A 24,080-nucleotide genomic window follows, 5' to 3' on the forward strand; every position below is an offset into this window, starting at 1 on the left:
CGCTCGGCGCCCGTGCGCTGGAATTGCTGGCGCTGCTGGCCGGGCGCGCCGGCGAGGTGGTGGGCAAGGACGAGATCGTCGCTCGCCTGGCGCCCGGCGCCGACAGGAGCAGGGCCGGCTGCGCGCCCATATCGCCGCCCTGCGCCGCGCGCTCGGGGACGGCGAACATGGCAGCCGCTACATCGTCAACGTGCTGGGGCGTGGCTATGTGTTCGTCGCCGCCGTGCGCCGGCTCCGGCCACCCGCCTTGCCGAAGGTGGCGGACCTGCCGGGCGGCGCCACGCCGCTGCTGGGCCGCGAGGAGACGGTCGCTTCGCTGGCGCGCCTGGTCGGCGAGCGGCGCCTGGTCTCGGTGGTCGGCGCCGGCGGCCTGGGCAAGAGCGCGCTGGCGCTGGCGGTGGCGCGCCGTGTGGCGCCGCGCTTCGACGGCCGCGTGGCCTGGCTCGACCTGGCGCCCCTGGCCGACGGCGCCCGGCTGACCGATGCGGTAGCAGGCGCCGTGGGGCTGGCGGTGGGCGGCTCGCTCCGCGGCCTGTGCGCCGCCCTGGCGGAGCGGCGCCTGCTGCTGGTGCTGGACAACTGCGGCCACCTCGCCGACCCGGCGGCGCTGCTGGCCGAGGCGCTGCTCGGGGCCGCGCCCCGGCTGCACCTGCTGGCGACCAGCCGCGAGGCGCTGGACCTGCGCGCGGAATGGGTGCACCGGCTGGCGCCGTTGGCCTTGCCGGCGGCGCTGGAACTGTTCGCGCTGCGCTGTGGAACCCGGCTCGATCCAGCCGGCCGGTCCCAGGCGGCGCAACTGTGCCGCCAGCTGGACGGCAACCCCTTGCTGATCGGCCTGGCCGCGGCGCGCGCCAGGACCTGCGGCATGGCGGCACAGGCTGGCGGGATCGGGGCGCTGTGCGATCCGGACGCGGAGGAAGAGGGCCGGCACCGTTCGGCCGACGCGCTGCTGGACTGGAGCTGGCGCCTGCTCGGGCCGCGCGAGCGCGCCGTCCTGCACCGCCTGTCGGTGTTCCGCCGCAGCTTCACCCTCGACGACGCCGCCCGGGTATGCGCCTGCCCCGAGATCGACGGCGCCGCCGTGAAGTGGTGCATCCCGGGGCTCGTGGCGCGCTCGCTGGTCGAGGTCGATTATGGGCGGCAGGGGGTGCGCTACCGGCTGACGAACGCTACCCGCCACTACGCCGCAGAGGCGGTCGCGCGGCCGGAGGCGTTGGCCATCATGCCGTCGTGACCTCGTCCGTGGCGCGCATGTCGGCATAGGCGAATCCGAGCGCCGCCATGAAGGCGGCATGGGCGTGCGCCGCCGGCACCCGGACCCCGCCGAATTCCAGGTCGCGCGAGGCGCAGGCATCGTGCACCACCGTGACCTTGAAGCCGAAGTCGTTGGCGGCGCGGCTGCAGGCGTCGACGCACATATGGCTCATGGCGCCGCAGATCACGACTTCGTCGACCTCGTGGCCGCGCAGGATGTCCAGCAGCGCGGTATCGCGGAACGAGTTGATGTGGTGCTTCAGTAGCACCGGCTCGCCCTCGATCGGGGCGGCCGACGGGTGGATCGCGGCGCCGCTGGATCCGGGCGCGAAGAACGGCGCGCTGGCGGCGTCGGGGAATTCGTGGCGGATGTGGACGATCGGCGCCCGGCCGGCCCGGTAGTGGCGCAGCAGGCGGCCGACGTTGGCGCTGGCGGCGTCCATGTTGGCCAGCTCCCAGCGGCCGTTCGGAAAATAGTCGTTCTGGACGTCGATGACGATCAGTGCTTGCTTGCTCATGATGGTTCCTCCTGGTGGTGATAAAGCATAGGGATGGCGACTGTCATTGGTTGACCTTGCCCGGCAGCGTCAGTTTTCCGGACGCGACCTTGAACACGTCCGCGACGCACAGCAGCGGGCTGTGGACGCTGGCATTGACCCGCAGCGCCGCGGTGACGCCGTCGAAGCTCGCCGCCTCGGCCACGCCGATGTCGTCGAACGGCACCTTGACCTCGAGCGCGTCGGCCTTGAATACCGGGTGCCAGCCGGGGCTGTCGAGCAGGATCGGAAACCCTGGCCAGGTCTTGGGCAGGCGCGGCTTGGCGCCCTGGGGGATATCGACCACCTTCAGCGCATCCTTGCCGCAGGCGTCGTCCTTGGTGAGTACCACCCAGTGCGAGTGCCACAGGTTGCCGTCGTTGCCGACGTCGCCATCCCCGTTCTCGTCGTACAGCGGGGTGTCGTCGAAGTCGGGGTGGGAGGTGACGGCGAAGGTGAGGATGCCGGCCTTGCTCTCGAATCCGACCACGTAGGGGTCGATGGTGGTCGGCCAGACGTAGGAAAACACCGCGCTGCCGCCCAGCTTGCCGGTCCTGGTCGGATAGGTCTTGCCGGCCTTGCCGGATACCGCCACGTGGAAGGTGGCGACGTTGCCCTCGGTGGTGATCCTGGTGTGGACGATGTCGTAGTCGGCCTTCACGCCCTTGGCGGCAGGGGTCTGGATTCCCCCCGTATGGGGCTTGCCGCCCTGGTGGGCGGCGGCCAGTGACGCGGCGCCGCAGGCGGCGAGGGCGAGGGCGGCTGCGAGTTTGGTGCGCGTGAATGTCATGAAGGCTCCCTGTCGGTGGTGGCGTTGGCCGCGTTCGTGTGCTGCAATCGTCACCGAGCTTAGTCGGGCCGTGGAAGGCCGGTTGTAAAGACGTGTGATGAGATGTGCGGCGCGGAGGCGGGCGCAACCAATGGGAGAGATGGGGTGGTTTGCGCCGGATCGAACGCACGCCATTTCACAAGGATTTACTGTGGCGGGCCGCGGTCTGACCTTAGTATCGATGCATCGCCGGGGCGGGCGTGCACCCGGCATCCAAACAGGAGAGCGCCATGAAGGTCAGGGATTCCGTCGTACTCATCAGCGGGGCGAACCGGGGGCTGGGCCGCGCCTGGGCCAGGCTCCTGCTCGAAGCCGGTGCGCGCAAGGTGTATGCCGGCGCGCGCGATCCACGCGGCATCGACCTGCCCGGCGTCATTCCCCTCGAGCTCGACATCACCCAACCGGAACAAGTCCGGCGCGCGGCCGCCGAATGCGGCGACGTGACACTGCTGGTCAACAATGCCGGCATCGTGCGCGGCGGCCACGTGTTCGACGACGAGGCCGTCGACCGCGCGCGGCAAGAGCTGGACACCAACCTGTTCGGCACGCTCGCCATGTGCCGGGCCTTCGCGCCCATCCTCGGCGCCAATGGCGGCGGCGCCATCGTCAACGTGTTGTCGGTGCTGAGCTGGATCAGCATCCCGGGCGGCGCCACCTATGGCATGTCGAAGGCGGCCACCTGGTCGATGACCAATGGCGTGCGCATCGCCCTCAAGCCTCAGGGCACGCAGGTGCTCGGGCTGCACGTGGCCTTCATGGATACCGACATGACCGCCGGCATCGACGCGCCCAAGGCGTCGCCGCACGACGTCGTGGCCCAGGCCATCGCCGGCCTCGAGGCGGGACAAGAAGAAGTGCTGGCCGATGCGCTGACGCGCGAGGTCAAGCGCGGCCTGTCGCTCGAGCGCGGTGTCTACCTGGATGCGACCGGCTGAAACGGCTCACGCCGAGGCAGGATGCCGGGGCACGATGCATCCTGTGCTGGCGCAAGCACGCGCGGTGTACTACATTGAAACAGGGCGGCGCCGTGGACGGCCGCATCATACGGGAGCCAGACGATGAGCATTTCCAAGCCCGGGGCGAAGCGGCACGTCAAGGCATCGCGCCGGCGCAAGAGCGGCGACCTGCAGGCCCTCGTGGACCTGCACCAGGAAGCTGCGCTCGACGAAGCGCTTGCCGAATCCTTCCCGGCCAGCGACCCCGTGGCCGTCTCGATCAGCACGGCCGCTCCGGCCGCGAATCGACCCATTGCACGATCCTCCGAACCGCCATCATGACCCTCAAGCGTGCGCCTTTCCGGCACGGCTGACTCTACACTTGGTACTCGTTATCGGAACACACACGGTCACTTTCCCGCACGATTTCGCCATGATCCTGCAGGCAGGCGACCGCCACCCGAGAAGGAGTTTCTACCGTGTCGACCACCATCACCATCAACGGAAACGCCGTCGCACTCCCGGATGACCCGCGCGTGTCACTGCTCGACTTCCTGCGCGAGTACCTGCACCTCTCCGGCACCAAGAAGGGCTGCGACCAGGGCGCCTGCGGGGCCTGTACCGTGCTGCTCGACGGCGAGCAGCGCATCCTGTCCTGCCTGGCTCTGGCCGTGCAATACCAGGGGCGCGCGATCACCTCGGTCGAGGGACTGGCCACCGACGGCCAGCTGCATGCGCTGCAGCAATCGTTCATCGAGCATGACGGCTTCCAGTGCGGCTATTGCACGCCAGGCCAGATCTGCTCGGCGCTGGGCATGGAGGCCGAGCTGCGGCGCGGCGTGCCGAGCTACGTCACCGAAGACATCGGCGCCGAGTCGATTGCCTGCAGCGAAGACGAGGTGCGCGAGCGCATGAGCGGCAACCTGTGCCGTTGCGGCGCGTACAACGGCATCGTGGCCGCGGTCACCGAACACCATGTGCAACTGCATGGCAAGGCTGCGGCCGGGGAGGCCTCATGAATCCGTTCACCTTCGCCCGCGCGCACGACGCGCAGGACGCCGTGCGCCAGGGCGCGGCGCAGGGCAGCCGCTATCTCGGCGGCGGCACCAACCTGGTCGACCTGATGCGCGAGACCATCGAACGGCCGGCGCAACTGGTCGACGTCAGCGGCCTGTCGCAGCAGATCGAAGAACGTCCCGACGGCAGCCTGCTGGTCGGCGCCGCCGTCAAGAACACGGCGCTGGCCGAGCATCGCGCGGTGCGCACGCGTTTTCCGCTGCTGGCGCGCGCCATCGCTTCCGGCGCCTCCGGCCAGATCCGCAATATGGCCACCGTCGCCGGCAACGTCCTGCAGCGCACCCGCTGCACCTATTTCTACGACCGCGACGGCGCCCACTGCAACAAGCGCAATCCGGGCGAGGGCTGCGACGCGCTCCAGGGCGTGCATCGCATGCACGCGGTGCTGGGGGCATCGAGCGCCTGCATCGCCACCCATCCGTCCGATATGTGCGTGGCGCTGGCCGCGCTCGACGCCGTCGTCCACCTGCAGGGCGTGGGCGCTACGCGGCAAGTGAGGTTCACCGATTTTCACCTGCTGCCCGAGGACCATCCCGAGCGCGAGACCATCCTCCAGCCCGGCGAACTGATCACGGCGATCGAGATTCCGGCGCTGGCCTTCGGCGCCAACTCCACCTACCGCAAGGTGCGCGACCGCGCCAGCTATGCCTTCGCGCTGGTGTCGGTGGCGGCCGCGCTCGACGTCCGGGACGGGGTGGTCAGCGACGTGCGGCTGGCGCTGGGCGGCGTCGCGCACAAGCCGTGGCGCGCGGCGACGCTGGAGCAGATGCTGCGCGGCCAACCGGCCGATGCCATCCATTTCGAGGCCGCGGCGCGCGCCGAGATGGCCGATGCCAGGCCCTTGCGCGACAACGCGTTCAAGATCCCGCTGGCCCAGCGCACGATGGTGGCCGTGCTCGACGGGCTGGCCACCGCGCATTCCTGAGGAGCTGGAACATGAAGATCGTGCAGAACATCCAGAAGGCCGGCCAGGCGATCATGCAGAAGGCGGTGGCGCTCGCGCCCGACCGCTACGTCACGGGCGGCAAGCCCGATCCACTGACGTCCAGCGACGATCCGCTGATCGGCGCGCCGGTATCGCGCCTGGACGGCCCAGTCAAGGTGAAGGGCGAGGCCAAATATGCCGCCGAGTTCGCGCTGGACGGCATGGTGCATGCCGCCCTCGTATACAGCACGGTGGCGAAAGGGCGCATCGCCGCCATCGACGTCGCGAAGGCCGAGGCGGCGCCCGGCGTCGTGCTGGTGATGAGCCATCTGAATGCCCCGAAGATGCAGCCGCCGCCGCTCCTGATGCGCGAGCCGCTGGGCGGCAGCGGGGACGCGCTGCCGGTGTTCCAGGACGACCGGGTGCACTGGAACGGCCAGCCGGTGGCCCTGGTGCTGGCCGAGACCCGTGAGCAGGCCGATCATGCGGCGTCCCTGGTGCAGGTGCGCTACGACGTCGAGGACGGGGTGACCAGCATGGAAGCCGCGCGCGCGGCCGGCATCAAGGTGGCCGAATTCATGGGTGCGCCGCTGCAGAACATCATCGGCGACGCCGAGGCCGCGCTGGCGTCGGCGGCGCAGCGGGTCGACCTGGTGTACCGCACCCCGCGCCAGAACCATCACGCGATCGAGCTGCACGCGGTGACGGTCGCCTGGGATGGCGACGTCCTGCGGGTCCACGACTCCACCCAGGGCGTCGTCAACGCGGCCTTCACGCTGGCCCAGGTGTTCGGCATCGCGCAGGAACAGGTGCGGGTCACGTCGCCTTTCGTCGGTGGCGGCTTCGGCGGCAAGCTGGTGTGGCGCCACCACCTGCTGGCGGCAGCCGCGTCGAAAGTGTCCGGCAGGCCGGTGCGCATCATGCTGTCGCGCGAAGGCGTGTGCCGCGCCGTTGGCGGGCGCACGACGACCGAGCAGCGGGTGGCCATCGGCGCCGACCGCGACGGCCGTTTCGTTTCCCTGATCCACACCGGCGTGGCCGTGATGACCGAATACAATGCCATGCCCGAGCCGTACATCCACAATGCGCGCGTGCTGTATGCCGCCCCCGCCATGAAGCTCGAGGTGCAGAAGGTGACCATGAATATGGTCGCCAATGTCCCGATGCGCGCGCCGGGAGAATCGGTCGGATCGTTCGCCCTCGAAAGCGCGGTGGACGAGCTGGCCGACCAGCTGGGCATCGACCCGATCGTGCTGCGGCGGCGCAACGAGCCTGTGCAGGACCCGACCGAGGGCACGCCGTTCTCGTCGCGCCACCTGATCGAGGCCTATCGCGCCGGCGCCCAGGCCTTCGGCTGGCAGGAGCGGCACACGAAGCCCCGTATGCGGCAAGAGGGCGAATGGCTGGTCGGCCTGGGCTGCGCCACTGCGGTGTTCCCCTATTACCGGATGGAAGGCGGGGCGGCCCGTATCGTCCTCGCGCGCGACGGCCATGCGCGGGTGTCGGTCGGCGTGCACGAGATGGGGATGGGAACGGCCACCGCCCAGACCCAGTTGTGCGCGGTGCGCCTGGGGCTGCCGATGGAAAAGGTGAGTTTCGACTATGGCGACTCGGCGCTGCCGGGCGCGGTGCTGGCCGGCGGCTCGCAGCAGACCGCCGTGGTCGCGGCCGCGGTCAAGGCAGCGCACGCGGCATTGTGCGCCGAGCTGCTCAAGCTGGCCGGTCGCGATTCGCCGCTGGCGGGCTTGAAGCCTGAACAAGTGCGGTCGCGCGACGCCGGCCTGTGCAAGATCGACGATGCCAGTCGCTGGGAAAGCTACGCCGACATCCTGGCGCGGGCCGGCCGCGACGAAGTGGACGTCACGGCCAAGGCGCCGCCGTCGCAGGAAAGCGAGCACTGGTCGATGCATTCCTACGGCGCGATCTTCTGCGAGGCGCGGGTCAATGTCGTCACCGGCGAGCCGCGCGTGACGCGACTGCTCGGGTCCTTCGACGTCGGCCGCATCCTCAACGCCAAGACCGCCGCCAGCCAGCTGCGGGGCGGGATGATCATGGGCCTGGGCGCGGCGCTGATGGAAGAGACGCACTTCGACGAGCGCAGCGGGCGTGTGGTCAATGCGAGCCTGTCGGAATATCACGTGCCGGCCCACCTGGACGTGCCGGAGGTCGAGGTGATGTGGCTGGACATTCCCGATCCGCATGCGCCGGCCGGCATGCGCGGGGTGGGCGAGATCGGCATTACCGGCACGATGGCGGCGATCGCCAACGCGATCTACAATGCCTGCGGCAAGCGGGTGCGGGAGTTGCCGATCACGCTCGACAAGCTGATGTGATCGGGCGGCGAGGGCGCCCCGGCCGCTGCCGGGGCGCTCCGGCGCTTATTTCGAGATGCGCAGGATGGCCGAGGCCAGGCGCGAGAAGCAGGGCGTCAGGTCGGCGTCGGTGGCAGCGTAGCAGTACATGCCGACCGGCTGGTTGGCATTCTGGCAGCGCTTCGGTGCATCGACGGCGTTGGCCATGCATTTCAGCACCATCTCGCCGGTATTGGCCGTATCGTGGGCGCCGGTCGATTTCAACGCCGCGCCCATGCCGAGGGTAAACACCACGATGCCCTGGTCACGGACGTTCGAGGCAATCGCTTCGGCCAGATTCCGCGAAGCGAGGTCGACGTTGCGTGAAAACAATGCCGCAGTGCTGATGTCGGCCGTCACCGTGCGCGGCGTGCTCGTCACAATGGGGAACTCACGCTTGGTCATGTCGTCGGGTTTGGCGCCGTCGTTATGGGCGTTGTACCAGTCCGGCAGGCGGCGCGCGGTATAGGCGCCGTTTCGCAGCACTCTGCAGTTTTCCTTGATGATGACGTTGTCGCTGTCGTCGAGCTTGCTCAAGCCATACGTGGCGCCGGCCGAATCGATCGTGCCGGCGATGCTCTTGCCAAGCAGGTCCTTGCAATCGCTGGTATTCGTGAAGGCCAGGAAGGTGCCCAGGGCCGTCGGTGCGCCATCCGAAAAGAACACGATCACACGCATGGTCGAGCGGTTGGCCATCGGCACCAGGTTCAGCTGCTCGCGCGCATTCCACATGCCTTCCACCGACGCGGTGCCGCCCGTGAACGCGTAGCTATTGATCTTGGTAGTCATCAGCGTGCGGTTGAAGCCGCGGGCCGACAGGTTGAACGGGACGTCGGTCTCGGCGCCCGAAGCGAAGTGCACGAGCGCCACGCGGTCCTGGGTGACGTTGAACTTGTTCAGGAAGCTCTTGGCCGAGTTGCGCACGGTGGTGGCCGAGGCGCTCAGCGATCCCGAAGTATCGATCACCAGCGCCATGTCCAGGTCGTTGCGGATGGTCTGCGCCGCCGCCACCGGGGTCAGCGACTCGAAGCCCATCACCTGCATGATCGACACCGGCATCTTCGCGTCCGCCTCGACGTCGATGATCGCCTGGCCACCCTTGAAGGTCACGTTCGTGCTCAGGATCCTTGGCGCGGAGAGCAGGTAATTGGTGGGTATATTGGCCGCGAAGAAATCCGCCGCCGCGGCGCGCGCGCTGGCGGTCTGCTCGGCCTGGTTGTTGCCGGTAGTAACTGCCCGTGCGCCTGCCAGGGCGGCCGAGTCGACCGCCGCGTTCAGGCGCGCCTTGATCAGGTAAGCCAGGCCGGCGTCGAGAGTCAGGCCGACCACGCCGAGGAGGACGAGCATGGCGATGGCCACCATGATGGCGACGACGCCGCGCTGCCGGTGAAGAGTAGGACGCATATCAGAACACGCTCATGGAATACAGGTCGGGCCCGAAGGTGGGCAGGGCATCTTTGCGGAAAGTAAAAGCGCTCACCAGCATGTCGAATTTATAGAAAGTCTCGACCACGTAGACGATCTCTCCATCGTCGAGCTTGCCCGTCAGCACGGCCACGGCGGGCCGCGACGTGCTGCTGATGCTGGAGCACTTGCCGGCGCTGCTCCACGAGCCGCAGGCATAGATCCGGCTGGTTGGCTGATAGGCGGTCCGGCGGGCGCCGAGGTTGCGTGCGGCGTCGTCCCAGCGGTACTGGTCCAGTACGACGCTGCGCGTTCCCCCCGTTCCCGTCACGCCCATCACGCGCGTGATGTACATCATGCCCTGCTGGTTGACGTTCAGCGGCGGCGCGCTCGCCATCACGGCATAGATGACGTCCTGGGCGCCGTCGTCGAGATCGGTGCCGCCGCGCGCCACCAGATTGGCTCCCTCGCGCGCGATATTGGTCATGATGATGTTCGCCTGCAGGGCCCGGGCGCCATCGATGGCGCACAGCGCGAGGATCACCAGCATGGGCAGCAGCAGGGCGAGCTCGACTGCCGCAACGCCGCGCTCGGATTTGCGGAATTTCGATACAGTCATGCCAGCCTTGCGTGTTTTAAATTGCGTCATGGGAATATCTCGTTGCGCATCGTGGCTGCGACGGCGAAGCGATAGACGCCATTGGTGAAGAAGCTGGACAAGATCGGCGTCGTCACCGGCCAGCTGCAGTCGAGCTGGATCACGAGGATGTCGCCGGGTGCGCCGAACATGCCTTTGCTGTAGTTCACATATTTGGTGCCGTTGACCGAGACCTGGGGCGAGGTGCGTTCGAACATCCCCATCGAGTTGTCGCGGATCCTGGCGATGACGACATTGGGATCGGCAGTCTGGCCCGTGATGGCGTAACGACCGCCTTCGCGCACAGCATACTGCATGGTCAGGGTCGCGAAGAACATCATGCTGAGCTCGATGATCGCGACCAGCACCAGCAGGAATACCGGCGCGATGATCGCCATTTCGACGATTGTGGCGCCAGATTGACGTCGGGGAAGGGAATACATCGTAATCCAGGAAATTTTACGGAAAGTATGACTTGGCATGCGGTAAGCTTCGGGGATTCTACAGGGCAAAAATCCTTTCCCGCATCGCTTTTAGAAAGGATTCAACGCCCCTGTCGGCGCCGCACAACATGAATTGGTTAGCTAGCATCGTTCCTTCCTTCCTTCGTTCATCGGTTCGCGCGCGCGCGGGCCAGTCAAATGCCGAGCAGCGCGTGGCTTCCGCCGACGCCGAGGTCTGGATGGTGTTCGGCATGCGCGTGCTGCTGGCCGTGTCGGCGCTGTTGACCCTGTACATCGGGCCGGGCGGCGTGACGGTGTCGGGCGAATGGACCTGGGCGGTGTTCGCTGCCTATGTCCTGCACAGCCTGACCCTGCTGGCGATCGCCGGCTACCGCGCCGGCTTTTCGCACGGTCCGCTGGTGTACTGGATCGATATCGCCTGGTATGGCCTGATCGTCTGGGCCAGCGGCGGCAGCGCCAGTCCCTTCTTCTCGTTCTTTTTCTTCGCCATCCTGGCCGCCTCGTTCCGCCACGGCTTCGACGCCGGCGCCAAGCTCACCCTCGGCTCGGTCGGCGTGGTGGCGCTGTCGGTGCTGGCGGCGCAGGGCCTGGCGTCGCTGCACATCCTGCTGCTGCGCGCGACCTTCGTGCTGGCGCTGGGCTATATGGTCGCGTTCTGGGGCGGGCTGGCGGTCGACCAGCGCCGCCGCCTGGCGCTGCTGCGCGACGTCAGCCGCCTGTCCAATCCGCGCTTCGGGGTGCAGCACACCCTGGATTCGCTGATGGAAAAGATCCTGCGCTTCTATGGCGCCGACAGCTGCGTGCTGCTGATGCAGGACAGCCATGAGCGCTGGGTCATGAGCACCGCCCACCATCCGAGGAGCGGGCGCGCGATCAGCCGCAGCCGGCCTGATGCGGCCGACATCGAGCCGCTGCTCGGGCTCGCGGATGGCGCGACCCTGTACCAGGCGCCGCCGCGCCACTTCGGCCTGTTCGTGCTGGGCCGCGCCACAGCCCTGCAGCAAGGCAAGGGTGCACGCGACTGGCTCAAGGCCGACCCCGACGCCTGCGGCCACGTCGCCGACCTGCTCGATGTCAGCGGCTATATCAGCACCTCGCTGCCCCTGCGCAAGGGCAGTGGCCGCATCATCGTCACCGGTTCCCGGCTCAAGCGCAGCGACGCCGGTTTCCTGAAGCATATCGTGCAACAGGCCTTCCCGGTCATCGAAACCATCGACCTGCTCGACCGCCTGGCGTCGGAAGCGGCGTTCCGCGAGCGCCAGACCATTGCCCGCGACTTGCACGACAGTACAATTCAGCCGTATATCGGCCTGCGCCACGCAGTGGCCGCGATCCGCAACCAGGCCGGCGACGACAGTCCGGTCGCGCCCGAGCTCGACCGCCTGATGGCGATGTGCTCGGGCGTGATCGGCGACATGCGCGACTTCGCCCAGCGATTCCGCAGTGGGCGCCAGGAAGAACCGGAATTGCTGATCGCACTGCGGCGCCAGCTGCACCAGGTCGAGACCTTCTATGGCCTCGACGTGATGCTGGAAATGCATGCCGGCAGCGCCATCAACGACCGCATGGCGGCCGAGGTGTTCCAGATCGTCACCGAAGGCATCAGCAATATCTGCAAGCATACGCGGGCGCGCACGGCCGGCGTGGTGGTCGAAGAAGAGGGCGGCACGCTCGCCATCGATATTTTCAACCCGGCGGCCGTGGCCGGACAGGCGGCCGCACCCTTCGTGCCGCGCTCGATCGCGGAACGGGTCCAGGGCCTGGGCGGCAGGCTGGAGGTCGAGGCCGACGGCCGCCAGACCCTGTTGCGCATCCGCATTCCGATTTGAACCAAGTTTCAAGGAGAACCATGACCATTCGTATCTTGCTGGTCGACGACCATAAAACCATGTTGTGGGGCCTGGAGCGCCTGATCCAGGCCGAGGGCGACGCCTTCCAGCTGGTCGGCAGCGCCAGCGACGGCATCGAGGCCAGGGCCTTGTGCGCCGAGTTCAGCCCCGACATCGTGCTGCTGGACCTCGACCTGAAAGGCAGCAGCTCGATCGATTTCATTCCGGCCCTGCTGCAGAACGGCACCAGCAAGGTGGTCATCCTGAGCGCCAACCGCGACCAGGCGACTCTGGCGGCGGCGGTCAAGGCCGGCGCCCGCGGGGTGGTTTCCAAGGAGGCCCCGACCGACGACGTGCTGGCGGCCGTGCGCAAGGTGCATGGCGGCGAGCTGTGGCTCGACCAGACGCTGATGCAGGTCTTGCTGGGCCAGCTGGTGGCCCCAAGCGCCAAGGCCGATCCGGAGGCCCAGCGCATCGCCTCGCTCACGGCGCGCGAACGCGAGGTGATCGGCATGATCGTGCAGGGCAAGGGCGCCCTGAACAAGGACCTGGCCGAGCGCGCTTTCATTTCCGAGCGCACGCTGCGCAACCACCTGACCACGATTTACCAGAAACTGGACGTGGCCAATCGCCTCGAACTGTACGTCTACGCCACCAAGCACGGCCTGTCCTGACCGTGCCCTTATTGGCGCCCTCCCTGGGCGTCATCCCTCTGTCAGCCCCCTCCCACACGGCGTCTAGGACATATGTCCTAGACCGCCACGGCAAGAAGTCCCCCTCAAAAAGGTAGTTTTGACGGATGGCAACGAAAGTGCCGATCCGTAAGATTCAACTCATGCGCTGCGTTTCGTTTCATGCGGAACGGCGGCAAGAGGATAGGAGCGAACGTGTACGACAAGGAAGATAACCCGGAGCAGCATTACGAAAGAAGCGGCAGCCCGGCGATGTCGTACCTGGTCCTGAGCGTCCTGCTCGCAGTCGTCTGCTTCATCGCGGCAATGGCCGTGTGGACGAGCGCATAAAGCCCAACTCATTTATATCACTGAAAGGAAATACCATGAACTTCATCGCCAACCTGATCAAAGAAGAAGACGGCGTCACCGCAATCGAGTACGCACTGATCGCCTCGCTGATCGCCGGCGTCATCATCGCCGCAGTCAGCGCACTGGGTGGCAACATCAGCACCCTGTTCAGTACCCTGGCGACCCGTATCTCGGCCAAGACCCCGACCAATACCTGATCGCAGCTTACCGGCCGCCGCCAGTCGGCCCCCATCCGGCACGGAAGTCTCGTGCCGGATTTTTTTTGACCGGAGCCCATCTTGACACATCTGCCACTCCTGCTGCTGCTTGCCCTGCTCGGCGCCGCCGTCTGGCACGACGTGCGCGCACGCCGCATCCCGAATGCCGTCGTGTTCCCCGGCATGCTGGCGGCGTTCGCGCTGCACGCGCTGCTGCCGGCGGGGCAGGGCCTGTTTGCTCCGCAGATGGGCGGCCTGGGCCTGCTGCAGTCGCTGGGCGGCTGGGGACTGGGCCTGGCGCTGCTGCTGCCGATGTACGCGCTGCGCCTGATGGGCGCCGGCGACGTCAAGCTGCTGGCGATGGTGGGCGCCTTCGTCGGCGCCGGCCAGATCCTGACGGTCGGCCTGATCACCCTGGCGGCCGGCGGCGTGTTGGCGCTGGCCTTCGCGGCCTGGCAAGGCAATCTGCGCCGCCTGGTGGGCAACGCCTGGCATATGGCGATGCACAGCGCCTACTCGGCCCTGGCCGGCAGCATCGCCGCACCCGTGACGCCGCCCGAGGCGGCCAGCGGCCGCCTGCCGTACGCGGTGGCGATCGCCGCCGCCACCGTCGGCTGCGTGCTGTGGATCGGCGTGCATGGGGAGCTGCCGCTGTGAGCACTGCGCTGCTGGCCCCGGCCAACGCCCGTGCGCCGCGCACGGTGGAAGATACCGGCCTGCCGTTCCTGTTCCTGGCCGAGCTGATCTCGAAAGTGCTGTTCCAGCGCGGCCAGCTGCGCCTGGCCGAACTGGCGAGCCACCTGAAACTGAACGTCAGCGTCATCGATCCGCTGGTCGCTTTCCTGCGCGCCGAGAAGCTGTGCGAGATCGCGCGCGTGGGAAACAGTGGCACCGACGCCGACCTGTCGTACATCCTCACCGAGGCCGGCCGCGCGCGCGCCGCCAATGCGGTCGCACGCAACGCCTATGCCGGCCCGGCGCCGGTGACCCTGGCGGCCTACACCGCCCAGGTGAAAGCGCAGAGCGTGGCGGCGATGCAGGTCACGCGTGGCGCGATGGCGGCGGCTTTCGACGGCATCGTGGTCAACCCGTTGGTGCTGGATCAACTGGGCGCGGCGATGAATTCGGGCCGCGCGATCTTCCTGCACGGCCTGGCCGGCAGCGGCAAGACCTACCTGGCCGAGCGCCTGCGCGACCTGCTGGTCGGCACGATCTCGGTGCCGCACGCCCTGATGGTGGACGGCGAGGTGATTCCCTTCTTCGACGCCGTGCAGCACGTGGCGGCCGGCGAAGACGTGGCCACCGGCCTTGGGCTGGATCGCGGCAGCGCGCCGGACGCGCGCTGGGTGCGCGGCGTGCGCCGTCCGGCGGCGCTGGCCGGCGGCGAGCTGACCCTGGACATGCTGGACCTGCGCTTCGACCCGCATACCCGCCTGTACCAGGCGCCGCCGCACCTGAAGTCGAACAACGGCATCTTCATCATCGACGACCTGGGCCGCCAGCGCTGCACCCCGGAAGCCCTGATGAACCGCTGGATCGTGCCCATGGACCGCAGCGTCGATTACCTGACCCTGCACACCGGCCACAGCTTCCAGATTCCATTCGACGTGATCGTCGTGTTCTCGTCGAACTTCGTGCCGCAGCGCCTGTCGGACGGCGCATTCCTGCGCCGCCTGGGCTACAAGATCGAGGTGCCGCCGGCGTCGCTCGATGAATACGCGACGCTGTTCCGCCAGGCCTGCGCCTCGGCCGGCGTGGCGTTCGACGGCGCGGCCTTCGACTACCTGCTGGCGCGTCACGGCGAGCGCAAGGTGCCGCTGCTGGCCTGCTACCCGCGCGACCTGGTGCGCCAGTTGCGCGATCTGGCGCGCTACGAGGCGCGCGCCCCCGAACTGAATCGCCAGACCATCGACTGGGCCTGGGACAACTATTTCGCCGCCGGCGCCGCCGGCCGCCCTTTGGAGCTTGAGCGCCGCGAACGCGGCGCCGTGGAGTACAACAATGCGTAAATCTGTGACAAGTTCGCGAGCCTTCCTGATCATCGGCGTGGCCATGGTGCTGGCGCTGGGCGCGGTCGTGATGGCCGCCAAATGGATGGGCGAGCAAGGCCCGTCCGGCACCCGCGTGGTGGTGGCGGTCGCCAACATCAACCAGGGTGCACGCCTGGCGCCCACCAGCCTGCAGCTGGCCGACTGGCCGGCAACCTCGGTGCCGCCGGGCGCAATTACCGACCTCAAGGCCCTCGAAGGCCGCATCGCCCGCGCCGAGATCCTGGTCGGCGAGCCGGTGACCGAATCGAAGCTGGCGCCGAAGGGCACGCTGGGCGGCCTGTCGGCCGTGGTCAGCGCCGGCAAGCGCGCGATGACGGTGCGCGTCAACGACGTGGTCGGCGTGGCCGGCTTCGCGCTGCCCGGCAACTACGTCGACATCCTGGTCAACCTGCAGGCCACCGGCAGCGACCTGGCCGCATCGCCATCGATTTCGAAGATCGTGCTGGAGCGGATCCTGGTGCTGGCCGTGGCCCAGGAATCGACGGTCGACGACAGCAAGCCGCGCGTCGTCAATGCCGTGACGCTCGAACTGACCCCGGACCAGGTGGAAAAACTCGACCTGGCGCGCTCGATCGGCGAACTGTCGCTGGTGCTGCGCAACCAGGTCGACCCGCAGCCGGCGGCCACCACCGGCGCCACCCGCGAGTCGGTGCTGGGCCTGCCCGAGCGCAGCCCGGCGCCGGCGCCTGCGGTTGCCCACGAACCTGCCTACGAACCGGCGCCGCGTGTGGCGGCCCCGGTGCGCCAGAGCGCCCCACGCGGCGATGGCGTGCTCGTGATCCGCGGCCTGGACGCCGCTTCGCAAAGCTTTTGATTGAAGACCCCATCATGAATCCATCGTTCAATAAAACCCTGCTGGCGTCGAGCCTGACCCTGGCGCTGGCCATGCAGGCCGGCCTGGCATCCGCCGGCGACTGCATCGACCTGCGCAGCGACGCCGCTCCGCGCCTGGAACTGGTGCGCGGCAAATCGGTCATCAAGCGCTTCTGCACGCCGGCCAGCCAGGTCACGGTCGGCGACCCGCAAGTCGCCAACGTGGTGGTTCCGAACGCGGGCGAAGTGGTGATCGTGGCGCGCAGCGTCGGCACGACGAACCTGATCGTGTCGGGCCGCGACAAGAAGTCGACCGTGATCGACATCGCCGTCGGCGTCGATACCTCGGCCTTGCGCAGCCAGTTCGACACGCTGTTCCCGCAAGAGAAGGACGTGCGCATCGGCAGCAGCGGCAACGCCCTGATCCTGTCCGGCATGGTGAGCGACGCCGCCGTTGCCAGCCAGCTGGTGGAACTGGCGACCGCCTTCCAGGCCGCCGCTGCGCCGTCCGGCGCCGACGCAGGCGCTGGGGTTGGCGCCGCCGCAGGCAGCCCGTCGCCGTCCGGCGTCGGCGCTCCCCCGGCGGCGGCAGGCGGCGCATCGACCGCGTCCACCGGCGCCAAGGTGCTCAATATGCTGTCGATCGCCGCCCCGCAGCAGGTCATGCTCGAAGTGAAGATCGCCGAGGTGTCGAAGTCGCTGGTCGACCAGCTGGGCGCCAAGGCCGGCTATACCAAGACCAACGGCAGCTGGACTTATGGCGTGGTTTCGAGCCTGCTGAGCGGCGGCGCCGGTTCGATCGGCGGCGTCGGCGCCGGCATCAAGGAACTGACGATCGACGGCGAGAAGCGCGACGGCCTGGTCAAGATCCTGGCCGAGCCAAACGTGATGGCCGTCAGCGGCCAGGAGGCGAGCTTCCTCGCCGGAGGCAAGATCTTCATCCCGGTCGCCCAGTCGGCGGGCGGCGGCACGCCGACCATCACGCTCGAAGAGAAGGAATATGGCGTGGCCGTGAAGTTCACCCCGACCGTCCTGGCCGGTGGCCGCATCAACTTGCGCGTGGCGCCGGAAGTGTCGGAACTGAACCGCGAAGGCATCGGCATCTCGACTGGCGGCAGCGGCAACGCGAGCGCGATCCTGCCGTCGTTCACCACCCGCCGCGCCTCGACCACGGTGCAGCTGCTGGACGGCCAGAGCTTCGCCATCGGTGGCCTGATCCGCAACAACGTGACCAGCAATATCAAGCGTTTCCCCTTCCTGGGCGAAGTGCCGGTGCTGGGCACGCTGTTTCGCAGCAGCGACTTCCAGAACGACCGCACCGAGCTGGTGTTCATCGTGACGCCGCGCCTGGCCAAGCCGATGGAAGCCGTGCCGGCGCTGCCGACCGATCACTACGTGCAGCCGAGCCGCACCGAGTTCCTGCTCGGCGGCCAGCATGAAGGCAAGCCCGCCACTGCCACTTCGAAGGAATGACAATGAAAACCATCCTGTGCGCCAGCCTGCTGGCTTCCCTGGGCATGCTGGCCGGTTGCGCCACCGACGGTCCGGCCACCAATGGCGACAGCGTGCGCGCGATGATCGCCAGCCAGGCCATGCCGCCGCAGCCGCGGGTGGAGCGGGGCGTTGATGCCCGCGCCGCCGTCGCGGCCTATGCAAATTACCAGAACTCCTACGTGACGCCGACCTCGCAGGGCGACGCCAGCGCCTTCGGCAAATAAGAGAGCAGGGAGCCACCATGAAGATCGCAGTCCTTTCGCGCGACGAGCGCCACTTGATCGAGCTGTCGCGCCAGTTGCGCGCGCGGCCGGGCAGCGACGAAGTCGACATGATCGCCGGCACCGCCGCGCGCCTGTCTACCATGGCCGACGAGGCCGTGCCCGACCTCCTGATCGTCGATGCGCCGCGCGCCGATGAAGGGGAGCTCGACCAGCTGGAGCGCCTGGGCCACCTGTTCCCGCGCATGGCCTTCATCGTGCTGTCCGAAGACCAGTCGCAGGATTTCCTGCTGCGCGCGATGCGCGCCGGCGTGCGCGAGGTGCTGGCCGCACGTCCGGTCCCGGCGGACCTGATCGCGGCGGTCGACCACGTGGCCGAGAAGCTGGGCAGCCAGGGCGCGGCCCAGGGCCGGGTGCTGGCCTTCATCTCGTGCAAGGGCGGCAGCGGCTCTACTTTTCTCGCCACCAACCTGGCCTATGCGCTGAGCGCCGGCGGCGCCAAGCGCGTGGCGCTGATCGACATGAACCTGCAGTTCGGCGACGCTTCCCTGTTCGTCTCGGACAGCAAGCCGCTGGCCACGCTGTCCGACGTCGCGACGCAGATCCACCGCCTGGACCCGTCCTTCCTGTCCTCGAGCATGGTCAGCGTCACGCCGAATTTCAGCGTGCTGGCCGCGCCGTCCGATCCGGCCCACGCCAGCGACGTCAAGCCCGAGCACATCGACGCCATCATCAAGCTGGCGCGCCGCCAGTACGACTTCATCGTGCTCGACGTCGGCCGCAGCCTGGATCCGGTCAGCATCCGCGCGCTCGACCATGCCGACACCATCTACCCGGTGCTGCAGACCACCTTGCCCTATATCCGCGACGGCAAGCGCCTGCTGACGGTGTTCCGCAACCTGGAATACGGCAACGACAAGGTCGAGCTGATCGTCAACCGCCACGACAACAACAGCGACATCCGCCTGAAGGACCTCGAAGAGGCGTTCGACACCACGCACCTGCGCACGATGCCGAACCACTACGACGCCGCCGCCAGGTCGGTCAACCAGGGCGTGCCGGTCACGCGCCTGGCGCCGGACAGCCAGCTGAGCATGGCTTTGATGGCCATGGCGCGCGGCCTGACCGGCGAAGCCGAGCCGGTGCAGGGCGCGGGCCTGATGGCGCGCCTGTTCAAGCGCAGGAAGAGCGACGTCTGACCGGCGTCCGAGATAGAGAAAGAGCGAGATGAACATGATGCCCCCATCCTCCCTGCGTGAACGCTTGGCCAGCATGAACGGCGCCACCACCACGAGCGCCGTCGCGCGTCCGGTCGCCCAGCGCGGCGGCCCGATCGACAACCGCGCCTATCACCAGCTCAAGTCCCGCATCCACGAGGCGCTGCTCGACCGCGTCGACCTGGAAAGCATGCAGCGCCTGAACCAGGACCAGATCCGCCAGGAGCTGCGCCTGCTGGTCGAGCGCCTGCTCGAAGAAGAGATGGTCGTCATCAACGACGCCGAGCGCAAGACGCTGACGCGCGACATCCAGAACGAAATGCTGGGCTTCGGCCCGCTGGAGCCGCTGCTGGCCGATCCGAGCGTGTCGGACATCCTGGTCAACACCCACAAGCAGGTCTACGTCGAGCGCCGCGGCAAGCTGGAACTGACCGACGTCACCTTCACCGACGACGCCCACCTGATGAAGATCATCGACAAGATCGTCTCGCGGGTGGGCCGCCGCATCGACGAATCGAGCCCGATGGTCGACGCGCGCCTGCCGGACGGCTCGCGCGTGAACGCGATCATCCCGCCGCTGGCGATCGACGGTCCGGTGATGTCGATCCGCCGCTTCTCGGCCGATCCGCTGCGCCTGGCCGACCTGGTTTCCTACGGCAGCATGACCGCCGACATGGCCGAGGTGCTGCAGGGCCTGGGCAAGGCCAAGGTCAACATCCTGATCTCGGGCGGCACCGGCAGCGGCAAGACCACCATGCTCAACGTGATCTCGGGCTTCATCAGCCACAGCGAGCGCGTGGTGACGGTGGAAGACGCGGCCGAGCTGCAGTTGCAGCAGCCGCACGTGGTGCGCCTGGAGACCCGTCCCGCCAATATCGAAGGCAAGGGCGAAGTGAGCCAGCGCGCGCTGGTCAAGAACGCGTTGCGGATGCGCCCCGACCGCATCATCCTGGGCGAGGTGCGCGGCGAAGAGGCGATGGACATGCTGGGCGCCATGAACACGGGCCACGAAGGATCGATGGCGACCATCCACGCCAACACCCCGCGCGACGCCCTGACGCGCCTGGAAAACATGATCAGCATGGCAGCGCCGAACCTGCCGCCGAAAGCCATGCGCCAGCAGATCGCGTCCGCGGTCGGCGTGGTCGTCCAGGTCTCGCGCCTGACCGACGGCAAGCGCAAGGTGCTGTCGATCTCGGAAGTGACGGGGATGGAAGGCGAGGTGATCACGATGCAGGAGATCTTTACTTTCCGCCAGACCGGCGTGGCCGACGACGGCGCCGTGATCGGCCAATCGAGCGCCACCGGCGTGCGTCCGCATTTCGCCGAGCGCCTGCGCACCTTCGGCGTCAACCTGGCGCCGCACATCTTCGAGCCGCGCTTCTAAGCCTGCCTTTCGAGAGCCGACATGGACACCACCTTCATCCTGTTCATCCTGATGCTGTTCGCGGCCGTCATGCTCCTGGTCTGGGGCGTGTACGCCGCCTGGCAGGCCAGCCGCGACCCGGAAGCCGAGCGCGTCGCGCGCCGCCTGCGCAGCGTCATCAAGAGCGATACCCGCCAGGAAGACGTCACCATCACCAAGGATCGCCGGCTGTCCGACAACCCCGATCTCGAGCCGTTGCTGCGCCGCCTGCCGTTGGTGCGCCGCCTCGACCGCATGCTGGTGCAGGCCGGCAGCGCCCAGCTGGTGGCCTCGTTGCTGGCGGTGTGCGCGGCCTGCTCTAGCGCCGGCCTCGTGGCCGCACTGGCGCTGCGCCTGCCGCTGCCCGCGGTGCTGGGCTGCGCTGTTGGAGCGGCCGGCCTGCCGCTGTTGCGCCTGGTGCGCGCGCGCGACCAGCGCATGGTGCGCTTCGAACGCCAGCTTCCCGAGGCGCTGGACATGATGGGCCGCGCGATGCGCGCCGGCCATGCCTTCCCGACCGCGCTCAAGCTGGTGGCCGACGAAGTGGCGGCGCCGCTGGGCGAGGAATTCAAGACCGCCTTCGACGAAGTGAACTTCGGCGTTTCGATGGCCGATGCGCTGAACAACCTGGCGCAGCGCGTGCCGAGCATGGACTTGCAGTACTTCGTGGTGGCGGTGCTGATCCAGCGCGAGAGCGGCGGCAACCTGACCGAGCTGCTGACCTCGATCTCGGGCATCGTGCGCGACCGCCAGAAGCTGGCCGGCCAGGTGCGCGTGCTGTCGGCCGAAGGGCGGATCTCGGCCTGGGTGCTGTGCCTGCTGCCGTTCAGCGCCGGATTCATGATGTACGCGGTCAATCCGGAGACGATGGGCGTGCTGGTGAACGATCCGGTGGGGCGCCAGCTGACTGGCGCGGCGCTGGGCATGATGGCTTTCGGGGTGCTGGCGATCCGCAAGATCGTGCGCATCCGCATGTAAGAACTTTCAGGATAAACAAGATGACGATGCCTCAAATCGTGATGCTGGCGGCGATGTTCGTGCTGGTGTTCGGGATCGCCGTGGCGACCATGCTGCTGCTGACGCGCGACCCGGTGAAGGCGCGCCTGGTGGCGCTCGACGAACGCGACACGCCCCGGGCGAGCCGCGCCGACGGCTGGCGCGAGCGCCTGGCGCGCCTGGCCGAGCCGCTGGCCAGGCTGTCGGTGCCGGCCGAAGGCTGGGAAACCTCGCCGGTGCGCCTGCGATTCATCAACGCCGGCTGGCGCGCACCGTCTGTGCCGGGCCTGTTCCACGCCGGGAAGACCGCGCTGACGATCGGCCTGCCGCTGATCGTGTATATCGCGCTGCCGCACCATAACGAGCGGCCACTGGTGCTCACTTTCCTGTACCTGGTGGGGTCGGCGGCCATCGGCTACTACGTGCCGGACATCGCCCTCAAGCGCCGCATCGCCAACCGCCAGCGCGAGATCTTCGAGAGCTTCCCGGACGCGCTGGACCTGATGACGGTGTGCGTCGAAGCGGGCCTGGCGATGGACGCCGCGCTGGCGCGGGTCGGCAACGAGATCGGCCTGAAAAGCCCGGTGCTGGCCGAGGAACTGCAGCTGGTGACGCTGGAACTGCGCGCCGGCAGCAGCAAGGAAAAAGCGCTGCGCAACCTGGCGCTGCGCACCGGCGTCGAAGACGTCGACGCGCTGGCCAAGATGCTGATCCAGGCCGAGCGCTTCGGCACCAGCATTGGCACCGCGCTGCGCGTGCAATCCGAACAACTGCGCACGCGGCGCCGTCAGCTGGTCGAGGAAAAGGCGGCGAAGATCGCGACCAAGCTGCTGTTTCCGCTGATTTTCTGCATCTTCCCGGCGCTGCTGGTCGTGCTGCTGGGGCCGGCCGTGTTGCAGATCATGCGTTCGGTGATGACGGTGGCGACCTGATTGCAAGATAGAAGGTTTGTGAATGGCGATCATCATGGATCGCAATTTGATTTCTATCTTGGAGGGCGCATACTGGAGTCATACCAGCTCACATACGAAAGAAGATCATGTCCACCCTGTCGCTCCGCCCAAGCCTTGCAGCCCAACTGTCGGCCTTCGCCGCCACCCTCGCCAATTTCGTCTGTGCGAAAGCGGCGCCGGGCGCCGTCGCACGCAGCGCCGACGCGGGCGACGTCTGGGCCCTGTACCGCATGACCCGCGGCGCCGATGCCGTCTCGCCGGCAGTCGCCCGCCGCCTGGAAGCGCACGCGCAAGCGAAGTAATCGCGCTGCGCCAGCTTGACAACGCCCCGCCTCGAGCGGGGCGTTCTATTTATTGGGTATCCGACGGTTCGTGGAATTCATCCGCCCGCGAGAACAGGTCCCAGGCTGCGATGAACAACGCCGCGATCACCGGCCCGATCACGAAGCCGTTCAGCCCGAACAAGGCCATGCCACCAAGCGTCGACAGCAGGATCACGTAATCCGGCAGCTTGGTGTCCTTGCCGACCAGGATCGGGCGCAGGATGTTGTCGACCAGGCCGATCACCAGCACGCCATAGGCGGCCAGCACGACGCCCTGCCAGATGTCGCCGGTGGCCAGGAAGTAGACCGCCACCGGCGCCCACACCAGCGCCGCGCCGACGGCCGGCAGCAGCGACAGGAAGGCCATCACCACGCCCCACAGTAGCGCGCCGCTGACGTCCAGCGCCCAGAAGATCAGGCCGCCCAGCGCGCCCTGGGCCATGGCCACCAGCACATTGCCCTTGACCGTGGCCCGGATCACCGTCGTGAAGTTCTGGAACAGGCGGCCCTTGTACTCCACCGACAGTGGCACCGCGCGCTGGATGCGCGCCGCCAGGATGCGGCCGTCGCGCAGCAGGAAGAACAGCAGGTACAGCATGATGGTCATGCTGACCACGAAATCGAGGGTGTTGCGGCCGATATTGAGGGCATAGTGCGCCGTGGCCTGGCTGATCTGGGCTGCGCCTTCGGTGATCTTTTCCTGCAGCGAGGCCAGGTTCGTCAGTTCGAACCGCTCGAGCAGCGAGATCGCCCAGTCGGGCAGGGCGCGGATCACGAGGTTGAAGTAAGAGGCGACGTCGACCTGGCCGGCGCTGACGCGGGCGTAGATGGCGGTGACTTCATTGATCAGCGACGACGTGATCAGGGCCAGCGGAAACAGCACCATCAGCACGATCACCAGCAGCGAGAGCAGGGCGGCGGCAGTCGGCCGCCCCTTGGTCGCTCGCAGCAGGCGCGATTGCAGCGGTGCGAACAGGATGGCGAACACGACGCCCCAGAACACGGCCCCGGAATAGGGCAGCAGCACCCAGAAGAAAGCGATCGTCACGATCGCCAATAACAGGAGGAAGGAGTTCTGCGGCAGCGTGTATTGCTTCATCGGCGGAGGGAAATGGTTGATGTTTCC

26 protein-coding genes are annotated in these 24,080 nt (G+C 67.7%); 20 read left to right on the forward strand and 6 right to left on the reverse strand.

Going from position 1 to position 24,080, the window contains the following annotated elements; genetic code table 11:
- Window positions 1-190 precede the first annotated feature (190 nt).
- Window positions 191-1,234, forward strand: coding sequence for an ATP-binding protein (locus J3U95_RS23545; RefSeq protein WP_208281070.1), 1,044 nt, complete (start codon window positions 191-193; stop codon window positions 1,232-1,234).
- Here the strand turns inward: J3U95_RS23545 and J3U95_RS23550 are convergent.
- Both J3U95_RS23550 and J3U95_RS23555 read right to left on the reverse strand, forming a co-directional pair.
- A complete protein-coding gene (locus J3U95_RS23550) occupies window positions 1,221-1,772 on the reverse strand; it encodes a cysteine hydrolase family protein (RefSeq protein WP_208281071.1) in 552 nt (183 codons plus the stop codon). The two genes, J3U95_RS23545 and J3U95_RS23550, sit on opposite strands and share 14 nt — an antisense overlap.
- A gap of 43 nt (window positions 1,773-1,815) precedes the next feature.
- A complete protein-coding gene (locus J3U95_RS23555; protein WP_229520056.1) occupies window positions 1,816-2,580 on the reverse strand; it encodes a hypothetical protein in 765 nt (254 codons plus the stop codon).
- 269 nt (window positions 2,581-2,849) lie between these two features.
- On the opposite strand from J3U95_RS23555, the gene J3U95_RS23560 reads away from it, so the two are divergent.
- The 5 genes from J3U95_RS23560 (at window position 2,850) to J3U95_RS23580 (ending at window position 7,889) form a co-directional block, all read left to right on the forward strand.
- Window positions 2,850-3,554: an SDR family oxidoreductase gene (locus J3U95_RS23560; RefSeq protein ID WP_208281072.1), complete on the forward strand. Its 705-nt coding sequence runs from the start codon at window positions 2,850-2,852 to the stop codon at window positions 3,552-3,554.
- Window positions 3,555-3,677: 123 nt separating this feature from the next.
- Window positions 3,678-3,896 (forward strand): hypothetical protein, encoded by a 219-nt coding sequence (locus J3U95_RS23565; RefSeq protein WP_208281073.1) that lies wholly within the window; start codon window positions 3,678-3,680, stop codon window positions 3,894-3,896.
- Between the two features lie 137 nt (window positions 3,897-4,033).
- On the forward strand, window positions 4,034-4,573 hold the full coding sequence (locus tag J3U95_RS28810; RefSeq protein WP_208281074.1) for a 2Fe-2S iron-sulfur cluster-binding protein: 540 nt from the start codon (window positions 4,034-4,036) through the stop codon (window positions 4,571-4,573).
- Window positions 4,570-5,556, forward strand: a complete 987-nt coding sequence (locus J3U95_RS23575) for an FAD binding domain-containing protein (protein ID WP_208281075.1) — start codon at window positions 4,570-4,572, stop codon at window positions 5,554-5,556. Before J3U95_RS28810 ends, J3U95_RS23575 begins: the two co-directional genes overlap by 4 nt.
- An 11-nt stretch (window positions 5,557-5,567) precedes the next feature.
- Complete coding sequence (locus tag J3U95_RS23580; RefSeq protein WP_208281076.1) at window positions 5,568-7,889, forward strand: xanthine dehydrogenase family protein molybdopterin-binding subunit; 2,322 nt, start codon at window positions 5,568-5,570, stop codon at window positions 7,887-7,889.
- Between the two features lie 45 nt (window positions 7,890-7,934).
- On the opposite strand, the gene J3U95_RS23585 is transcribed toward J3U95_RS23580, so the two are convergent.
- Genes J3U95_RS23585 through J3U95_RS23595 form a run of 3 tightly spaced genes read right to left on the reverse strand, consistent with a single transcriptional unit; the run spans window position 7,935 to window position 10,430 of the window.
- The gene (locus tag J3U95_RS23585; protein ID WP_208281077.1) at window positions 7,935-9,311 is read right to left on the reverse strand and encodes a pilus assembly protein; all 1,377 of its coding nucleotides are present in this window, start codon (window positions 9,309-9,311) and stop codon (window positions 7,935-7,937) included.
- A 1-nt stretch (window position 9,312) separates the two neighbouring features.
- Complete coding sequence (locus J3U95_RS23590; protein ID WP_208281078.1) at window positions 9,313-9,930, reverse strand: TadE/TadG family type IV pilus assembly protein; 618 nt, start codon at window positions 9,928-9,930, stop codon at window positions 9,313-9,315.
- 26 nt (window positions 9,931-9,956) lie between these two features.
- Window positions 9,957-10,430 carry a TadE/TadG family type IV pilus assembly protein gene (locus J3U95_RS23595; protein WP_307728408.1) on the reverse strand — a complete coding sequence of 158 codons (474 nt, stop codon included), beginning with the start codon at window positions 10,428-10,430 and terminating at the stop codon, window positions 9,957-9,959.
- 173 nt (window positions 10,431-10,603) lie between these two features.
- Here J3U95_RS23595 and J3U95_RS28815 point away from each other — a divergent pair, with 173 nt between their 5' ends.
- From J3U95_RS28815 to J3U95_RS23660, 14 genes are all read left to right on the forward strand, one after another.
- A complete protein-coding gene (locus tag J3U95_RS28815) occupies window positions 10,604-12,241 on the forward strand; it encodes a sensor histidine kinase (protein WP_208281080.1) in 1,638 nt (545 codons plus the stop codon).
- Between the two features lie 20 nt (window positions 12,242-12,261).
- Window positions 12,262-12,915, forward strand: a complete 654-nt coding sequence (locus J3U95_RS23605) for a response regulator (protein ID WP_208281081.1) — start codon at window positions 12,262-12,264, stop codon at window positions 12,913-12,915.
- A gap of 213 nt (window positions 12,916-13,128) precedes the next feature.
- Window positions 13,129-13,263 carry a hypothetical protein gene (locus tag J3U95_RS28595; protein ID WP_267877809.1) on the forward strand — a complete coding sequence of 45 codons (135 nt, stop codon included), beginning with the start codon at window positions 13,129-13,131 and terminating at the stop codon, window positions 13,261-13,263.
- A gap of 35 nt (window positions 13,264-13,298) precedes the next feature.
- Window positions 13,299-13,481: a Flp family type IVb pilin gene (locus J3U95_RS23610; protein ID WP_208281082.1), complete on the forward strand. Its 183-nt coding sequence runs from the start codon at window positions 13,299-13,301 to the stop codon at window positions 13,479-13,481.
- Between the two features lie 81 nt (window positions 13,482-13,562).
- Window positions 13,563-14,138 (forward strand): A24 family peptidase, encoded by a 576-nt coding sequence (locus J3U95_RS23615; RefSeq protein WP_208281083.1) that lies wholly within the window; start codon window positions 13,563-13,565, stop codon window positions 14,136-14,138.
- Window positions 14,135-15,490 carry a DUF8689 domain-containing protein gene (locus J3U95_RS23620; protein WP_208281084.1) on the forward strand — a complete coding sequence of 452 codons (1,356 nt, stop codon included), beginning with the start codon at window positions 14,135-14,137 and terminating at the stop codon, window positions 15,488-15,490. The genes J3U95_RS23615 and J3U95_RS23620 overlap by 4 nt, the downstream gene beginning before the upstream one ends.
- Window positions 15,483-16,346, forward strand: coding sequence for a Flp pilus assembly protein CpaB (cpaB, locus tag J3U95_RS23625; RefSeq protein ID WP_208281085.1), 864 nt, complete (start codon window positions 15,483-15,485; stop codon window positions 16,344-16,346). The genes J3U95_RS23620 and cpaB overlap by 8 nt, the downstream gene beginning before the upstream one ends.
- 14 nt (window positions 16,347-16,360) lie before the next feature.
- Entirely contained in the window at window positions 16,361-17,818 is a 1,458-nt protein-coding gene (locus J3U95_RS23630; protein ID WP_208281086.1) for a type II and III secretion system protein family protein, read from the forward strand.
- A 2-nt stretch (window positions 17,819-17,820) separates the two neighbouring features.
- Window positions 17,821-18,063, forward strand: a complete 243-nt coding sequence (locus J3U95_RS23635; RefSeq protein WP_208281087.1) for a YgdI/YgdR family lipoprotein — start codon at window positions 17,821-17,823, stop codon at window positions 18,061-18,063.
- 17 nt (window positions 18,064-18,080) lie between these two features.
- Window positions 18,081-19,259, forward strand: coding sequence for a CpaE/TadZ family protein (locus J3U95_RS23640; protein ID WP_208281088.1), 1,179 nt, complete (start codon window positions 18,081-18,083; stop codon window positions 19,257-19,259).
- 28 nt (window positions 19,260-19,287) lie between these two features.
- The gene (locus J3U95_RS23645; RefSeq protein ID WP_208281089.1) at window positions 19,288-20,664 is read left to right on the forward strand and encodes a TadA family conjugal transfer-associated ATPase; all 1,377 of its coding nucleotides are present in this window, start codon (window positions 19,288-19,290) and stop codon (window positions 20,662-20,664) included.
- A gap of 21 nt (window positions 20,665-20,685) precedes the next feature.
- Entirely contained in the window at window positions 20,686-21,660 is a 975-nt protein-coding gene (locus J3U95_RS23650) for a type II secretion system F family protein (protein WP_208281090.1), read from the forward strand.
- A gap of 20 nt (window positions 21,661-21,680) precedes the next feature.
- The gene (locus J3U95_RS23655) at window positions 21,681-22,610 is read left to right on the forward strand and encodes a type II secretion system F family protein (protein WP_208281091.1); all 930 of its coding nucleotides are present in this window, start codon (window positions 21,681-21,683) and stop codon (window positions 22,608-22,610) included.
- A gap of 107 nt (window positions 22,611-22,717) precedes the next feature.
- Complete coding sequence (locus J3U95_RS23660) at window positions 22,718-22,933, forward strand: hypothetical protein (RefSeq protein WP_208281092.1); 216 nt, start codon at window positions 22,718-22,720, stop codon at window positions 22,931-22,933.
- Window positions 22,934-22,982: 49 nt separating this feature from the next.
- Here J3U95_RS23660 and J3U95_RS23665 read toward each other — a convergent pair whose 3' ends face one another.
- A complete protein-coding gene (locus J3U95_RS23665; RefSeq protein ID WP_208281093.1) occupies window positions 22,983-24,053 on the reverse strand; it encodes an AI-2E family transporter in 1,071 nt (356 codons plus the stop codon).
- Window positions 24,054-24,080 lie beyond the last annotated feature (27 nt).

Origin of the sequence: Massilia oculi, assembly GCF_017582745.1 — a bacterium.
Taxonomy (GTDB): Bacteria; Pseudomonadota; Gammaproteobacteria; order Burkholderiales; family Burkholderiaceae_D; genus Telluria; species Telluria oculi_A.

Coding starts and splice junctions, on each gene's coding strand:
- J3U95_RS23640 (WP_208281088.1), top strand. CDS start 18,081: ATGAAGATCGCAGTCCTTTCGCGCGACGAGCGCCACTTGATCGAGCTG.
- J3U95_RS23660 (WP_208281092.1), top strand. CDS start 22,718: ATGTCCACCCTGTCGCTCCGCCCAAGCCTTGCAGCCCAACTGTCGGCC.
- J3U95_RS23630 (WP_208281086.1), top strand. CDS start 16,361: ATGAATCCATCGTTCAATAAAACCCTGCTGGCGTCGAGCCTGACCCTG.
- J3U95_RS23665 (WP_208281093.1), bottom strand. CDS start 24,053: ATGAAGCAATACACGCTGCCGCAGAACTCCTTCCTCCTGTTATTGGCG.
- J3U95_RS23555 (WP_229520056.1), bottom strand. CDS start 2,580: ATGACATTCACGCGCACCAAACTCGCAGCCGCCCTCGCCCTCGCCGCC.
- J3U95_RS23645 (WP_208281089.1), top strand. CDS start 19,288: ATGAACATGATGCCCCCATCCTCCCTGCGTGAACGCTTGGCCAGCATG.
- J3U95_RS23595 (WP_307728408.1), bottom strand. CDS start 10,430: ATGCCAAGTCATACTTTCCGTAAAATTTCCTGGATTACGATGTATTCC.
- J3U95_RS23575 (WP_208281075.1), top strand. CDS start 4,570: ATGAATCCGTTCACCTTCGCCCGCGCGCACGACGCGCAGGACGCCGTG.
- J3U95_RS23565 (WP_208281073.1), top strand. CDS start 3,678: ATGAGCATTTCCAAGCCCGGGGCGAAGCGGCACGTCAAGGCATCGCGC.
- J3U95_RS23655 (WP_208281091.1), top strand. CDS start 21,681: ATGACGATGCCTCAAATCGTGATGCTGGCGGCGATGTTCGTGCTGGTG.
- J3U95_RS23610 (WP_208281082.1), top strand. CDS start 13,299: ATGAACTTCATCGCCAACCTGATCAAAGAAGAAGACGGCGTCACCGCA.
- J3U95_RS23650 (WP_208281090.1), top strand. CDS start 20,686: ATGGACACCACCTTCATCCTGTTCATCCTGATGCTGTTCGCGGCCGTC.
- J3U95_RS23585 (WP_208281077.1), bottom strand. CDS start 9,311: ATGCGTCCTACTCTTCACCGGCAGCGCGGCGTCGTCGCCATCATGGTG.
- J3U95_RS23590 (WP_208281078.1), bottom strand. CDS start 9,930: ATGACTGTATCGAAATTCCGCAAATCCGAGCGCGGCGTTGCGGCAGTC.
- J3U95_RS23580 (WP_208281076.1), top strand. CDS start 5,568: ATGAAGATCGTGCAGAACATCCAGAAGGCCGGCCAGGCGATCATGCAG.
- J3U95_RS23605 (WP_208281081.1), top strand. CDS start 12,262: ATGACCATTCGTATCTTGCTGGTCGACGACCATAAAACCATGTTGTGG.
- J3U95_RS23560 (WP_208281072.1), top strand. CDS start 2,850: ATGAAGGTCAGGGATTCCGTCGTACTCATCAGCGGGGCGAACCGGGGG.
- J3U95_RS23550 (WP_208281071.1), bottom strand. CDS start 1,772: ATGAGCAAGCAAGCACTGATCGTCATCGACGTCCAGAACGACTATTTT.
- J3U95_RS23635 (WP_208281087.1), top strand. CDS start 17,821: ATGAAAACCATCCTGTGCGCCAGCCTGCTGGCTTCCCTGGGCATGCTG.
- cpaB (WP_208281085.1), top strand. CDS start 15,483: ATGCGTAAATCTGTGACAAGTTCGCGAGCCTTCCTGATCATCGGCGTG.